This window comes from Bacillus sp. UNC438CL73TsuS30 (assembly GCF_000482325.1).
In the GTDB taxonomy this organism is placed as follows: Bacteria; Bacillota; Bacilli; order Bacillales; family Cytobacillaceae; genus Neobacillus.
Map to the genome: position 1 here is coordinate 266,492 of NZ_KI535297.1, position 16,126 is coordinate 282,617.

General features: G+C 40.8%; 14 protein-coding genes. All 14 read left to right on the plus strand.

Going from position 1 to position 16,126, the window contains the following annotated elements; genetic code table 11:
* Positions 1-107: 107 nt before the first annotated feature.
* The 14 genes from M028_RS31050 to M028_RS0125290 all read left to right on the plus strand — a co-directional run bounded on the left by M028_RS31050 (position 108) and on the right by M028_RS0125290 (position 16,126).
* Complete coding sequence (locus M028_RS31050) at positions 108-716, plus strand: chromate transporter (RefSeq protein ID WP_035424775.1); 609 nt, start codon at positions 108-110, stop codon at positions 714-716.
* Between the two features lie 11 nt (positions 717-727).
* Complete coding sequence (locus tag M028_RS0125230; RefSeq protein WP_026576324.1) at positions 728-1,267, plus strand: chromate transporter; 540 nt, start codon at positions 728-730, stop codon at positions 1,265-1,267.
* Positions 1,268-1,288: 21 nt separating this feature from the next.
* Entirely contained in the window at positions 1,289-3,535 is a 2,247-nt protein-coding gene (locus M028_RS0125235; RefSeq protein ID WP_026576325.1) for an AAA domain-containing protein, read from the plus strand.
* Positions 3,536-4,034: 499 nt separating this feature from the next.
* The gene (locus tag M028_RS0125240; RefSeq protein ID WP_035424779.1) at positions 4,035-5,384 is read left to right on the plus strand and encodes an NAD(P)-dependent oxidoreductase; all 1,350 of its coding nucleotides are present in this window, start codon (positions 4,035-4,037) and stop codon (positions 5,382-5,384) included.
* 39 nt (positions 5,385-5,423) lie between these two features.
* The gene (preA, locus tag M028_RS0125245) at positions 5,424-6,707 is read left to right on the plus strand and encodes an NAD-dependent dihydropyrimidine dehydrogenase subunit PreA (protein ID WP_026576327.1); all 1,284 of its coding nucleotides are present in this window, start codon (positions 5,424-5,426) and stop codon (positions 6,705-6,707) included.
* Between the two features lie 13 nt (positions 6,708-6,720).
* On the plus strand, positions 6,721-8,136 hold the full coding sequence (gene hydA / locus M028_RS0125250) for a dihydropyrimidinase (protein ID WP_026576328.1): 1,416 nt from the start codon (positions 6,721-6,723) through the stop codon (positions 8,134-8,136).
* A 110-nt stretch (positions 8,137-8,246) separates the two neighbouring features.
* Positions 8,247-8,459, plus strand: a complete 213-nt coding sequence (locus M028_RS0125255) for a hypothetical protein (protein ID WP_026576329.1) — start codon at positions 8,247-8,249, stop codon at positions 8,457-8,459.
* Between the two features lie 61 nt (positions 8,460-8,520).
* Entirely contained in the window at positions 8,521-10,134 is a 1,614-nt protein-coding gene (locus M028_RS0125260; RefSeq protein ID WP_026576330.1) for a PucR family transcriptional regulator, read from the plus strand.
* Between the two features lie 167 nt (positions 10,135-10,301).
* On the plus strand, positions 10,302-11,762 hold the full coding sequence (locus M028_RS0125265; protein WP_026576331.1) for a CoA-acylating methylmalonate-semialdehyde dehydrogenase: 1,461 nt from the start codon (positions 10,302-10,304) through the stop codon (positions 11,760-11,762).
* A 103-nt stretch (positions 11,763-11,865) separates the two neighbouring features.
* Positions 11,866-13,221 (plus strand): aspartate aminotransferase family protein, encoded by a 1,356-nt coding sequence (locus M028_RS0125270; protein ID WP_026576332.1) that lies wholly within the window; start codon positions 11,866-11,868, stop codon positions 13,219-13,221.
* Between the two features lie 267 nt (positions 13,222-13,488).
* Positions 13,489-14,463, plus strand: coding sequence for a sugar-binding transcriptional regulator (locus M028_RS0125275; protein WP_026576333.1), 975 nt, complete (start codon positions 13,489-13,491; stop codon positions 14,461-14,463).
* Complete coding sequence (gene pduL / locus M028_RS31055; protein ID WP_081810886.1) at positions 14,444-15,121, plus strand: phosphate propanoyltransferase; 678 nt, start codon at positions 14,444-14,446, stop codon at positions 15,119-15,121. The genes M028_RS0125275 and pduL overlap by 20 nt, the downstream gene beginning before the upstream one ends.
* Positions 15,099-15,812, plus strand: coding sequence for a hypothetical protein (locus tag M028_RS0125285; RefSeq protein WP_026576334.1), 714 nt, complete (start codon positions 15,099-15,101; stop codon positions 15,810-15,812). Before pduL ends, M028_RS0125285 begins: the two co-directional genes overlap by 23 nt.
* Positions 15,813-15,826: 14 nt before the next feature.
* Complete coding sequence (locus M028_RS0125290; protein WP_026576335.1) at positions 15,827-16,126, plus strand: EutN/CcmL family microcompartment protein; 300 nt, start codon at positions 15,827-15,829, stop codon at positions 16,124-16,126.

Genomic DNA, 16,126 nt, shown 5'->3' on the forward strand with positions numbered 1-16,126 from the left:
TATTTTTATGCGGATTTTGTAAATCTTCTGATAACAAAAGGAATCTATTATTTTTGTACTATAATAGAAAAGTAATCTCAATGCTTATTCGAGAAAGTTGGCTTGTGATGAAATCAAATTTAAAATTATTAATTGAATTATTTTGGATCTTTTTTAAAATTGCCCCTGTGACGTTTGGCGGTGGTTATGCGATGATCCCATTAATTGAACGGCAATTCGTTCAGAAAAAACAATGGCTGAGCATGAAAGATGTTTCCGATATTTTCGCCTTATCCGGGACAGCGCCGGGGGCGATTGCTGTGAATTGTGCCACCTTTATCGGTTATCGGTTTGGAGGTGTTTGGGGCGCTATTGCAGCTTTGGCGGGTGTTCTATTTCCAACCGTTATAATTGTATGTTTTCTCAGCATATTTTTTATTCTATTTAAGGATAATTCATATTTTGAAGCAGCTTTCCTTGGGATCCGTGCTGCTGTAGTAGCTTTAATCCTTTATGCGGCTATCGAAATATCAAAAACAGCCTTATTAGATAAATCAACCTTTATCCTCTGTGCAGGCATGGTTGTGATGATGCTTGTTTTTCATTTACACCCGATTATCGCGATTTTTTTAGGAGTATTTTTCGGAATTATGATCGTGAAAGTGAAAAAATGGTTAGGAATCGTTGTTCGATTAGACAAAATACAGGAACCTCAAAAAGGTAAAAGAGCAGGGTAGGAGGGAAAGGTGTGTTACTGCAATTATTTTTATTATTTTTTTTGATCGGTGCCGTTTCTTTTGGTGGCGGATATGCGATGATCCCCGTTATCGAACGGGAAGTGACACAGCGCGGCTGGCTGACCACCTCTGAATTTACCGATTTTGTTGGTTTATCTGGTATGGCTCCCGGTTCCATTGCCTCAAATAGTGCGACTACCGTAGGGTATCATATAGGAGGGATTTATGGTGCGCTGATTTCTTCTCTGGCGATTACCCTTCCTTCGTTAATTTTCATTCTCGTGATAGCAAAAAATTATGAAAAAGTGAAAGATCATCCACTCATTACTTCAGCCTTTTATGGGCTTCGTCCGATTGTTACCAGTTTAATTATTTATGCAGCCATCAATTTTGCGCTGTCAAATGGGGTTATTGCCTTTGATTTTTCAACAAAGACGGTGGGCATGTTCATCATTTTTGCGGTATCCTTATGTTCTCTCCTATTTTTAAAACTCCATCCGACGGTCGTGATTATTATGTCAGGTATCCTTGGAGTGTTCATATTTAGATAATAATTTATAAGGAAGGATTTAATGAATTCAATCATTACATTAATAAAAGAATGGCAGCAAGCACTGCAGAATGAAATCAATTATTTAAAAAAATTTGGCAGTAATAAGCATATTGTTTCAAATGGGCGTTTTTTAACAAATGACCATTCGTTTACCTATTATTTTGATACCGCAGTACCTTTAAAAATTCCGGTCGGGTCTACAATCAGACTAGAGTGGGGCGGTCTAAAACAAAACGGACGGATTTTATCTTCAGAGGGCAGAGGAATCATCATCGCCTTAGAGCAATCATGGGGAGATTTGATTCCGGAGGCTTTTTTATTTCATGATCCGTGGGAACTATTGGAACATCTTATTCAACGCTTGGATGAGATAAAAAAAAGCAAGCAAAAACGACTTAGAGTAAGGAGGTTAATGGCCCCTTCCATGCCTGCTAAGCATCCTCTCGATAAAATTAAAAGCAATGTCCACGAATTGGTATTACGGTCGAAATACAATCCTGTCACATTTGTCTGGGGACCGCCTGGAACAGGGAAAACCTACACGCTTGCTAGGGTGGCAGCAAATAAATATTTTCAGAAAAAAAGAGTCCTGATCCTTTCTCATAGCAATCAAGCTGTAAATGTATTAATTAGTGAAATTTCTCATTTTATTAACAAAAAGCAGCGTTTTCAGGAGGGAGAGGTCCTTCGCTACGGATTTCATTCCGGTGAAGGTCTGCCTAGTGGTGAAGCACTGACAACCAGCCAGTTAATTGAAAAGCAGGATCCGGGACTTGCCGAAAATAAAAACACCTTATTGGAAGAACGAAGGATGTTGAAACAAGATTTAGCTCGATCCTTTAGCAAAAGGGACTCTAATCAGCTTTTAGAGCTTGAGACCAAGATTGCCAAGGTGTTAGAGAAGATTCGCCAAAAAGAATTGCAGTTTGTCAAGGATGCACTGATTGTCGGCACAACACTTGCGAAAGCCGCTAGTGATGCTTCAATTTTTGAAAAAGATTTTGATGTGGTCATTTTGGACGAGGCAAGTATGGCATATGTTCCACAAGCTGCTTTTGCTGCAACCCTCGGTAAACGAGTCATAATTTGCGGTGATTTTAAACAATTGCCGCCGATTGCTTCAAGCCGCGATGCGTTAGTGGCGAAATGGCTGAGGGAGGATGTGTTTCACCGTGCCGGTGTTGTGGAATGGGTGAATAAAGGGGAACTCCACCCCCATTTATTCTTATTAAAAGAACAAAGAAGAATGCATCCCGATATTTCTGCGTTCACAAATCGCTTTATTTATCAGTCGCTGGTCGGGGATCATCTGAGCGTACTGGACAGCCGCGACCAAATCGTTGAAAAAGCACCGTTCCCGCAAAAAGCATCTATCCTGTTAGACACTAGTTATACGGGAGCTTACTGTATGACGGAACGGACCTCTAATTCGCGAATGAATGTATGGCAGCTTTTGCTCTCTTTCCAATTGATTCACGAATCCTATCTTGCCGGAGCAAAATCAATTGGTTATGTGACGCCTTATCGTGCTCAGGCAAATTTAATGGAACTTTTACTGAATGATTTGTTTCAAAATGAACGGATGGGGGCTGATATAATCGCTGCTACCGTCCATCGGTTTCAAGGGAGCGAGCGTGACGTAATGGTGTTTGATACCGTTGATGGCTGGCCTCTAGAACGGGCTGGAATGCTGTTAACTGGCAAGGATAGTGAACGCCTCATCAATGTTGCGATTACAAGGACAAAAGGGAAATTCATCCATGTCAGTAATCAGACATTTATCCGCCAACATGTTTATCAGGGAAAAACCTTAAGGCAGCTTGTCGACTATCAGAGGGAACAAAATCAAACGGTAACGCAAAAAGAAATTGGGAATTGGATTCAACATCAGCTTTCCCGATTGCAGTGGGTACATGCATTAAAACTGGAGAAGATTTTCCGGGATCTTGATAGAACAAAGAGCTCGATTGTATTATCGCTGCCGGATCATACCGTTCTTCCTGAACATTGGCAGAAAAAATTAATGAACCGTAATAAACATGTGCAATTGAAGATTCTTTCTTCCAGGCAATGGACAAACCTTCAACCAAATGAATGGATTTCGAACCGTCCAACCTTTCCTTTTGTGATTTTGGACGAACGTATTTTATGGCTTGGAGTACCATTTGAAGGAGCCATTGAGGTTCGACCGCCTTTTGTTGCTGCAAGAGTAGATTCCGAAAAATTAGCAAATTATTTACTAGATCAATTTCAAATTCATTTGTAGCAATCAAAAAGTTTTACAAAAAGTGCTCTTTGATGAAAAGAGCGCTTTTTGTATTTCTTAGATAGTGTCGAAATATTTATTGCTTAATAGTAGAGATTTATTAAAGGGTTCGAGGTATTTTTACAAATTTTTTAATTTGATTATGATAAATTGGTAAAGTATCCATAAAAGTACAAGCATGATATCCTCACAAATTCTGTTTTTCTTTTCTAAACCTACACATTTTACATCATTTACTATTTTTTTCATTTAATCGAGTCAGAAAATTCATTTTACATATTGGTTAATAAAACGCTTACATTATTTTACAGATTGTGTAATGAAATGCCTATCTAGTGTCTGTAAAATAGAATGAGATGCAGAATTTTCTGTTATATTTTTTGAAAAGGAGGCTGAGCTTTTAAAATCTAGTATACCTATCATTATTTTATAAAGCGCTTACATTTTTACTAGAATCCTATTCATATATAAGGAGGGTTTCTCATTGGCAAGTGAAAACATGCAGCGTATTTCCTTAACCAATCTTGAAAAAAACTTTCAAGAGGTCGAACCAGCTCTAACAAACCGTGAGGCGATTGAAGAGGCAAATCGATGTCTCTATTGTTATGATGCCCCATGTATTAAGGCCTGTCCAACCGGGATTGATATTCCAACCTTTATTAAAAAAATTGCCTCTGGAAATTTGCTTGGATCAGCGAAAACGATTATGACATCCAACCCTGTGGGCGCCAGCTGTGCAAGAGTATGTCCTACAGAGGAGCTTTGTGAGGGTGCGTGTGTCTTAAATCATTCTACAAAGCCGATTATGATTGGAAACCTGCAAAGATATGCAACGGATTGGGCGATTCAAAATGAACAAACTCTCTTTCAGCCTGGTGAGTCTAATGGGAAGTCAGTTGCCATTATCGGCGGTGGTCCTGCGGGATTATCAGCTGCGAGGGAACTTGCCCGGTTTGGGTACGATGTGACGATTTTCGAAGCTGCAGAAAAAGCAGGAGGATTAAATACCTTTGGGATTGTCTCCTTCCGCTTGCCACAATCCATTTCCTTCTGGGAAGTCCACCAAGTTGAAAAATTAAATGTGAAAATCAAGACGAATACGATGGTAGGTAGGGATGTATCACCAGAATATTTAAAGGAAAACTTTGATCTGATTGTTTTAGCAGCAGGGATGGCACATGTTCCGAACCTTGGTATTGAAGGAGAGGAACTCGAAGGTGTACATGATGCAATCGAATTTGTAAAGGCAACGAAGGGCGGACGTCTTGTTAATGACCTTGTCGGAAAGCGTGTAGTTGTCATAGGAGCGGGGAATACCGCAATTGACGGTGCTACTTGTTCCGTTCGCTTAGGTGCTGAAAATGTCAAAATTCTTTACCGGAGAACGGAAGAGGAAATGACCGCTTATGACTTTGAATATGAATTTGCCAAACAAGATGGTGTTGAGTTCCGCTGGTTAACGGCACCAAAGAGAATCCTTGGGGAAAACGGCAAGGTAACCGGTATTGAGTGCATAAAAATGAAGCTGGGTGAACCGGAAAAAGACGGCCGACGCAGCCCTGTTCCAATTGAAGGCTCTGAATTTATTCTGCCGGTCGATGAAGTGGTAAAAGCAATCGGACAAACAAGGCATTTATCCTTAATCGAAGCACTCGGACTGGAACATAAAGGTGGAGTCGTTCAAGTTAATCAGGAAACCTGCCAAACCTCAGAACCGAATATTTTTGCCTGTGGTGATATTGTGTTCGGTAAAGGAAAAGGGGATGCGATGGTCGTTACTGCGGCTAAGCAAGGAAAACAGGTTGCGTACGCCATTCATAAACAATTTACTGTAGTAGGAACAGTTTAATACGCTGATAACATTTGGAAATAGAAGGGAGTAAAAAGGATGGCAGATTTACGAATTAATCTTGCAGGGATCAAGTCTCCAAATCCGTTCTGGCTTGCTTCGGCACCTCCTACGAATTCAGGCTACCAGGTACAGCGCGCATTTGAAGCCGGATGGGGAGGAGCTGTTTGGAAAACTTTAGGTGACCCGATTTTGAACGTTTCCTCACGGTTTGCGGCTGTCAGCTTTAATGGGCAGAGGGTAGCGGGATTTAATAATATTGAATTGATTACAGATCGGCCATTGGAGGTCAATTTAAAAGAAATCTATGAAACGAAAAAACGCTTCCCAAACCATGCGATTATTGCGTCATTGATGGTGGAGCCAAAACAGGAAAAATGGCATGAAATCGTCAAGCGTGTCGAGGATGTCGGGGTGGACGGTCTCGAGTTAAACTTCGGCTGTCCACATGGTATGGCCGAGCGCGGGATGGGAGCTGCTTCTGGGCAGGTACCGGCCCTAGTTGAACGTCAAACATTTTGGGTCAAAGAGGTAGCGAAAACACCAGTCATTGTAAAATTAACGCCGAATATTACCGATATTACGGCAACGGCTGAAGCTGCTGTGCAAGGTGGTGCAGATGCCATCAGTATGATCAATACCATCAACAGTTTAGCTGGCGTTGATCTAGACACGTGGAATACGATTCCGCATGTTGCTGGCAAGGGTGCCCACGGCGGCTATTGCGGTCCGGCTGTTAAACCAATTGCCCTCAACATGGTAGCTGAATGTGCCCGCCATCCACGAATCAATGTGCCAATCTCGGGAATTGGCGGAATTTCAAATTGGCAGGATGCTGTTGAATTTTTACTTATGGGCGCAACTGGCGTTCAAGTGTGTACAGCGGCCATGCATCACGGATTCCGAATTGTGGAAGACATGATTGAAGGGTTAAGCAATTATCTTGACCAAAAAGGAATTTCTGCCGTTTCTGAAATTGTCGGGAAATCTGTTCCTAAATATTCGGATTGGGGTAATTTGGACCTTAATTACAATATTGTGGCAAAAATTAATACCGATGTCTGTATCAATTGTAATAAATGCCATATTGCATGTGAGGATACCTCTCACCAATGTATCGATATGCTGACTGATGCTAACGGAAAGGGCTATCTCAAAGTACGTGAAGAGGACTGTGTCGGCTGTAATTTATGTTCGATTGTCTGCCCAGTCGACGGAGCGATTGACATGATTGAGGTTCCAAGCGAGCTGCCTCCGATGACATGGAATGAACGCCAAACAGCACTCAATGCGGCAACGGAATGTAAAGTAGATATAAAATAGGAGGGATATTCCCATGAAGAAAATAATAAAAAATGGAACAGTTGTTACAGCTTCTGATATCTATCAAGCGGAAATTTTAATCGAAGATGGAAAGGTAGCTCAAATTGGGACGAACCTCGAAGCACTTGGTGCAGAGGTCATTGATGCAAAGGGCTGCTATGTATTCCCAGGCGGTGTAGATCCACATACCCATTTCGATATGCCTTTTGGCGGTACCGTTACAAAGGACGATTTTGAAACAGGTACGATAGGTGCAGCTTTTGGCGGCACGACAACCGTCATTGATTTTTGCTTAACAGACAAAGGGGTACCATTAAAAAATGCCATTCAAACCTGGCACGAAAAGTCAGGAGAAAAGGCAGTCATCGATTATGGATTCCACCTAATGATTGGTGAAATTAATGACGATGTGCTTGCCCAGCTTCCGCAAGTCATTAATGAGGAAGGGATTACATCCTTTAAGGTTTTCATGGCTTATAAAAATGTCCTGCAGGCAGATGATGAAACCTTATACCGGACGCTTGCTTTCGCAAAAGAACACGGCGCGCTCGTTATGGTCCATGCCGAGAACGGTGATGTAATCGATTATTTAACGAAAAAGGCGCTTGCCGATGGAAATACCGATCCGATTTACCATGCGTTAACGAGACCACAGGAATTAGAAGGAGAAGCAACTGGCCGGGCAGCAAAGCTTACCGGACTGGCAAATTCGCAATTATATGTGGTCCATGTCACCTGTGCGGATGCAGTAGAGCAGATCGCTGAAGCCCGCAAAAAAGGTTTTAACGTTTGGGGAGAGACATGTCCGCAATATTTGGTTCTCGACCAAAGCTATTTGGAAAAACCTAATTTTGAGGGAGCAAAATATGTATGGTCACCGCCGCTTAGAGAAAAGTGGAATCAGGATGTGCTTTGGAACGCTTTAAAAAATGGCGAGCTGCAGACACTTGGCTCTGATCAATGTTCTTTTGACTTCAAAGGACAAAAGGAATTAGGCCGCGGTGATTTCTCAAAAATTCCAAACGGCGGGCCAATTGTTGAAGATCGTCTTTCCATCCTGTTCTCTGAAGGAGTAAAGAAAGGCAGAATCAGTCTGAATCAATTTGTTGAACTTACTTCAACAAGGGCTGCTAAACTATTTGGTTTATTCCCGAAAAAAGGAACCATCGCAGTAGGGGCAGATGCTGATATCGTGATCTTTGATCCAAATATTGACCGTGTGATTTCAGCCGAAACGCATCATTTGGCTGTTGATTATAATGCTTTTGAGGGTATGAAGGTAACGGGTGAACCGGTTTCTGTTATGGTTCGCGGTGAATTTGTTGTCCGGGATAAGCAATTAGTTGCAAAACCAGGAACTGGTCAATTTTTAAAGCGAGCAAAATACAATACTCCAGTCATTCAAAGTGAATCATTACCAATTAACTAAAATATCTCTACGAATCTGAAATGGTTTATCAAGAGATTGTAGATTCGATCATTTAGGAAGGAAACAGTGGCTTTTTTGTAGAAAGTATAGAATTGAATTGGAGGGATACCATGTCAGAGCATCAGCAGTTTCTAGCTGAACGGGATAAAATCGATTTTCTTATTCAAAATGGTTTTCGTATTCAGCAGGTCAATGAACATTTAAATGGTGCATCTGTAGATTTTGTACATCCTGAAGAAAAAAAGACAGAAACACTTCTGATTGGAACTGCAAATGCTAGAAAATATTTTTCTAGTTTGCTTATTCAACAGAGTCAAAGCTGATAAATTGAAAGAGGATTGGTGCCCGCACCAATCCTTTAATACATAAAAAGGGGCCAGATACATGAAAGAAAATTTCCAGCTTAAGGTCTCCGATATTTTACAGCGCAAGCACTTTGAAAATGCGATGGTGGTTGCTGGTGCTGAGGGGCTGCATCACATTGTCAAATGGGTTCATGTCGTTGAAGTAAAAAATATCCGAAATTTACTAAGTGGTCAGGAGCTTATTTTATCAACAGGTGTTGCCTGGCAAGAGGACCATCTATTTTTTACAATGGTTGAACAATTTATTGAAAATCAGGCGGCAGGCTTATGCATTGAACTTGGAACCTATTTAACTAAAATTCCATCTGAAGTGATTGAAATTGCCAACCAGCATCATTTTCCTATCATCGCTTTTCAACAAGAAGTTCCCTTCGTTGAAATTACACAGGATATTCATTCCTTGATGATCAATCAACAATATCAAATGATTTCTGATTTAGAGAACTATTCACAAAGTCTGAATAAACGGCTGTTATCGATTGAAACGTATGAGGATATCCTCCAATTTATTTTTTCGTCCTTAGATGTTCAAATTATTTTCCGTCTAAGAAATCAGGAATACGAGTTTGTTCCTGAAATCAATGGCGATGATCAAAAAGCTTTAATTAAAGAACTGGAAGGTGCAAAAGCCGGAAGCAATCGTCAATTTGCCTATGCACCCATTTATTTGTTTGGCCAGGAATACGCTGAATTATATCTGTACTCACCTGAGCTTCCAATCAGTGAGTTTGATTTACTGATTTTAGATCGCACCGCAACAGCCTTGGCACAGCATTTATTAAGGGATTTGTATGTGGAGGAGAAAAAACGGGTTGAAGAATTTGAATGGCTTCAAGGGTGGTTGGACGGCGAACATTCAGAGGAAGGGATAAACGAGTATTTACTTGAACAAGGGTTCAAGCCGAAAACAAGTGATGCCGTTGTTTTAATTGCAAGGGTTTCTGCGGTAAAGGAAAAATCCAGTCAAGATGTAACCTACTTAAAACTATTATTCCGCTCTGTTTTTGAACAAAATGGCTTTGCTGTATTTTCGGTCGAAAAACGCAATTCCTTGGTGTTTATTTTGTTGAACAATCGAACGAAAAAGAATTTAAAGGACCGTATCAAAAAGGCAATTGAATCCATTCATGAATCTGAGTTCATGAAAAAACAAAACACAGCCAAAATGTTTATTGGAACCGGCAAGTTTGTCGAATCTCTTTGTAAACTCCATAAAAGCTATTTTACAGCAAAGGAAACAGTAAGAATTCATCAGGAAATGACAAAAAAAGAACTTTACACCTTTTATGAAGATTTACATCTCTATCGACTCATTTCGCAAATTAATAAACATATAGATTTACAGGAGCTAGTGTTGGAATACTTACAGCCCGTTATACAATATGACCAAAAATATAATGGTAAGCTGCTTGAAACCTTAAAGGCGTATTTGGAATGTAATGGGTCGAAACAAGAGACTTCAAATCGGCTTTTTATCGTGAGACAGACCCTTTATCATCGTTTGCAAAAGCTCGAAAATCTGTTGGGTCCGGACTTTATGGAGCATGAAAAACGGGTAGCTATTGAATTTATGATTCTTGTAAATGATTATTTAGCTCCTTCGGGCCCAAAAAAGGAATACAAGGCTCGTTAGTCTGCTATGATTCGAACTATATTTTATAACAGTGTTCATAATGTCGAAAAAATAGTGCTAGCCATTTTACACTTTGTCTAATGAAAGCCCTTTAAATATGAGCGATAATTAACACATAGGGATTTTCAATATTCATAAAATTATGGTTAAAAATAGGAGGTCAAAATATGAGCGTAATTAAAAATGATACTTTAGTTTTAAAAAACTATATTAACGGTGAGTGGGTTAATTCCAACAGCGAGCAAACATTAGATGTGCTGAATCCCGCAACGAATGAGGTCATAGCAAAGGTTCCAGTCTCAACAAAGGAAGATGTCGAAAAAGCTGTCGCAGCGGCAAAGGCTGCCTTCAAAGAATGGAAAAACGTACCGGTGCCTAAAAGAGCGCGCATTCTATTTAAATTCCATACTCTCTTATCCGATAATCATGAAGAACTTGCTAGACTGATTGTCCAGGAAAATGGTAAGGCTTACAAGGAAGCCCACGGAGAGGTGCAGCGCGGGATTGAATGTGTTGAATTTGCTGCAGGTGCACCAACCTTAATGATGGGTGAAACGCTTTCGGGGATTGCGGAAAATATTGATTCTGAAATGTTCCGTTATCCGCTTGGAGTTGTGGGAGGAATTACGCCATTTAACTTCCCAATGATGGTTGCACTTTGGATGTTCCCGATGGCCGTTGCTTGCGGAAATGCCTTTGTTTTAAAACCATCTGAGCGCACACCGCTTTTAGCTAATCGTTTAGCTGAACTATTTACAGATGCCGGGGCTCCAAAAGGAATTTTAAATGTTGTGCACGGTGCACACGATGTTGTAAATGGATTACTTGATCATAAAGATGTTGCTGCTATCTCCTTTGTAGGATCTCAGCCGGTTGCCAAATATGTATATGAGCGTGCAGCAGCTGAAGGCAAAAGAGTCCAGGCATTGTCCGGTGCGAAAAACCATCATATCGTAATGCCGGATGCTGATTTAGACAAGGCTGTTCAAAATATTATCAGTTCTACATTTGGAAGTGCCGGCCAGCGTTGTATGGCATGTAGTGCCGTGGTCGTTGTTGGGGATAATGCTCCATTTATCGAGGCATTAAAAAAGGAAGCAGATGAATTAATCATTGGAAACGGTATGGATGACGAGGTTTTATTGACTCCCGTTATTCGGAAAGAACAGCGAGAACGAGCTCTTGGATATATTGAAAAAGCGCTTCAAGAGGGTGCGGATTTAATCCGGGATGGCCGCAGAGAAATGAACGATCTTCCGGAGGGAAATTTCTTAGGACCTACTATCTTTGACCATGTAACACCGGATATGACGATTGCGAAAGAAGAAATTTTCGGTCCTGTTTTAAGTCTTCTGCGTGCAAAAGACTTAGATGAAGGTTTGGAATATATCCGTAAATCAAGATTTGGTAACGGTGCAACCATTTATACAAATGATGCAAAAGCAGTCCGTCAATTCCGTGAAGAAGCAGAAGCCGGCATGCTCGGAATTAATGTAGGTGTCCCTGCAACAATGGCTTTCTTCCCATTCTCCGGCTGGAAGGATTCCTTCTACGGTGATCTCCATGTTAACGGAAAAGATGGCTTAAACTTCTATACTCGTAAAAAAATGATTACCTCACGTTTTTAATAAGCCTGCTTGCTGATTGGGGGCTTTTCACCAAAGCCCCCTCAGCGCATCAGGAATAGTGAAGAATATACTATGAAAAGAGCATGAATGGAGTGTGGAGAGAATGGTTCAAACAAGTGGATCACAGGAAACATTACTTGAACAGGATGATCGTTATCTTTGGCATGCGATGAAGCCTTATAATCCGAAAGCAACGATCGTGGCCAAGAAGGCTGAGGGGTCATGGGTTACCGATACTGACGGAAAACGTTATTTAGATGCTATGGCTGGTCTTTGGTGCGTCAATGTTGGTTATGGAAGACAGGAACTCGCAGAAGCTGCCTATGAGCAATTAAAAGAAATGGCCTATTTCCCGCTTTCCCAAAGCCATGTGCCAGCTATTAAACTGGCAGAAAAGCTAAATGAAATGCTTGGGGATGAATATGTCATCTTTTTCTCCAATAGTGGTTCCGAAGCAAATGAAACTGCGTTCAAAATTGTACGCCAGTACCATCAGCAAAAAGGCGACCACAATCGCTATAAAATTGTTTCGCGCTACCGAGCGTACCATGGGAACTCAGGTGCCGCTTTAGCAGCAACTGGCCAGGCACAAAGAAAATACAAATACGAGCCGCTTTCTGCTGGTTTTGTTCATATCGCTCCTCCGGATTCGTATCGTGATGATACAAATGTATCCGATCCGCATCAATTGCAATCTGTTAAGGATATTGACCGTGTTATGACGTGGGAGCTTAGCGAAACAATTGCCGCGATGATTATGGAACCAATTATCACTGGTGGAGGAATTCTTGTTCCACCGGAAGGATATATGAAGGCAGCAAAAGAAATCTGTGAGAAGCATGGCGCCCTTTTAATTGCGGATGAAGTCATTTGCGGATTTGGCCGCACCGGGAAACCATTCGGATTTATGAACTACGGTGTGAAGCCTGATATCATTACGATGGCAAAAGGTATTACCAGTGCTTATCTTCCATTATCCGCAACAGCTGTTCGTAAGGAAATTTATGAAGCGTTTAAAGGTACGGAAGAATATGATTATTTCCGCCACGTCAACACCTTTGGCGGAAACCCGGCAGCTTGTGCCTTGGCACTGAAAAATCTTGAAATCATGGAAAATGAGAAATTATTTGACCGATCCCGTAATTTAGGGGCAAGGGTATTGAATGACTTAAAGAACTTGCTGCAAAACCATCCATATGTTGGGGATGTCCGCGGTAAAGGTCTTTTAATCGGACTTGAATTAGTAAAAGATAAGGCGACTAAGGAACCACTAGATGTTGCTCTTGTCAACCAGGTCATTGCAAGCTGTAAGGAAAAAGGTTTATTAATTGGTAAAAACGGGGCAACAGTTGCCGGATATAATAATGTTTTAACCCTTTCACCACCATTAAATATCGAAGTGGAAGATTTAGAGTTTATTGTAAAAACGTTAACGGAAGCATTAAATCAATTGGTATAAAATAAAGAAACACCCGCAATCCTAGGAGTGCGGGTATTTTTTATGTTAATGTCTATGGTTCATTATATAAATAGAATGAATTTTGTCTAATATATTTTAAAAAAATGTCGGAATTTTTCGAGAGAGACAATTGACAGTAAAAAATGGTAAGTTATAATAAAATTAACAAAATTTCAAAAAAAATTTTACATAATTTCAACCCTTTAAAATTTTATAGGTTAATGAAAACGTTTTCTTATCAAAAACATAATCTTAGGAGAATTTACGATGGCGGATGAAAAACTATTGCGCTTGGTGGAAGCAGCTAAAATGTACTACCAACTAGATTACGGTCAGCAGGAAATTGCAAAGAGACTAGGTATTTCCCGTCCAACCGTATCCAGGCTCCTTGTCCAGGCAAAACAAGAGGGTATTGTTCAAATTAGAATTTTTAATCCAACCGAAGATGTTGAGCAAATTGCACGGCAAGTGAAGGAAAAGTTTCAGCTTAAACACTGTGTTGTTACCCCTGTAGCAAGCTTTGAAGATCCACTGATAAAGGAAAAACTGGGTGGGGCGGCGGCCGATTATCTGTATAAGATTGTAGAAAGCGGCGATACAATCGGGATTACATGGGGAACCACAATATATCAACTCGTGAAAAAAATGCAGCCAAAGAATGTAAAGGACGTTACCATTGTCCAGTTGAACGGTGGGGTAAGTTATTCGGAGTCCAACACATATGCAGCAGAGATTGTTAATGGATTGGCAAACGCTTTTAATACAACTCCTCATTTTTTACCAGTACCAGCTATTGTGGATTCGAATGTTGTCAAAGAGGCGATTGTGGCTGACCGGCATGTGAAAAAAACACTAGAGCTTGGGAAAATAGCCAATATTGCCATTTATACAGTAGGGGAACCGGATGTGCAATCGACTCTGATGCAAGCAGGCTATTTTTTCGATAAGGATATTGAAATTTTAAGGAAAAACAAGACAGTTGGGGATATTTGTTCGCGGTTTATAGATCAGGAAGGGCAAATATGCAATGCAACCTTAAATGATCGTACCATTGGTATTCAACTATCAGACTTAGCTGAGAAAGAATATGGAATTTTGCTGGCAGGGGGTGCATCTAAAATTGATGGGATATACGGTGCTCTAACGGGCAAGTATGCCAATATCCTTATTACTGATCAGTATACAGCTAGGGCATTACTCGAAATGGAGAGTGATGATAAGAATGGAAAAGGAGAAAATTAGAGCGATTGTTGAGGAAGCGGTAAAAGCATCGCTGATAAAATCAAAACAGGTGCCCATTGCCGCTTCTAACCGGCATATTCACCTCTCACCTGAGCATGTGGAAAGATTGTTCGGCAGAGGCATCCAATTAAAAAAACTGAAGGATTTATCACAGCCGAACCAGTTTGCTGCAAAAGAAACCGTGACACTGATTGGTCCTAAAGGAAAAATCAAAAATGTTCGCGTCCTGGGTCCTTCCAGGGGAAAGACTCAAGTGGAGATATCCTTATTCGATGGCTATTCACTTGGGGTAAATCCCCCCATCCGTCAATCAGGTGATCTTAAGGGCTCGGAAGGGATTACGATTCAAGGACCGAGGGGGCAAATCCAGATTCAAGAAGGGCTGATTTGTGCGGCACGACATGTTCATATGCATCCAAGTGATGCTGAAAACTTTGGCGTTTCAGATGGCGATTATGTTCATGTGAAAACAATGGGAGAGCGGGGAATTATTTTTTCCAATGTTCTTATTCGAGTTTCTTCCAAGTACAGGCTTGAGATGCACCTTGATTTAGATGAGGCCAACGCTGCCAACCTTAAAAATGGACAATTGGGAGAAATTGTTTCCATTGAAAGGAAAGGTGGTGGTCAATTAAATGGATTTGAACGAAACGGTTAAACAAATTGTTCAGAAAGTAGTCGAAGATTACGTAAAGCAGCTACCACAACATCAAAGCAGGAAGCCGATTACCATTCTATTAGGTTATCAAACTATTAATCAAACAGAAGTTTTGGAAGCGGTTTCTACATTGCGACAGTCCTATGATGTTAAAGTCCTTTTAACAAAGGATTGGGTGCTGTCTGAACTGAACGCCACCAAGCACATTCTTATGGAAGATTTAACTCAAGAGGCATTGAGGGAGATCATTAACCAAACATCTATTTTGGTTATTCCGGCTGCGTCCTATCAGCTTTTAACAAAGCTTGCATTATCCATTGATGATGAAGCTGCTGTCTGGTTCACGATTCAAACCCAATTGCTTGGAAAGCCGATTGTGATTGCCAGTGATCAGGTTGAACCCAATGTTTATCAACAAATACTTGCAGCACCATCCGTCCTGCAGCGTTTACAAGGCTATATTCGTCAAATCCAGAGTGATCAAGTGAAATGGGTGCCATTACGCAAATTAGTCCAGACCGTTGAACAGCAAATGATAGATAACGAGGATAAGCAGCCTCTTATTTTAGGTAAACATATTGAAAAGGCATATCAAGAAGGGTTAAAGGAAATTACCACACCTTTTAAAAGTAAGGTAACACCTGTTGCCAAGGACCTCGCAAAAGAATTCAACATTAAAATTAATCCTTGAGGGGGGTGAAGCTTGTGATCATTGGAAAAGTGGTTGGATCGATTGTATCCACCACAAAAGCAGAGAAATTAGTTGGGAAAAAGCTTCTGATTGTTACACCGCTGGTTATGAAAACGATGAAAGAAGACGGTAAACCGCTTGTTGCTATTGATACAGTCGGTTCTGGAGAAGGTGAGGTTGTGTTGGTTGTCAGCGGCAGCTCCGCCAGGCAGACAGAAATCACCAATGGAGTCCCTGTTGATGCGGCAATTATTGGGATTGTCGATCAAATTGAAATCAAAGGGGCGTTAACTTTCCTTAAAGGAGGTTCATAG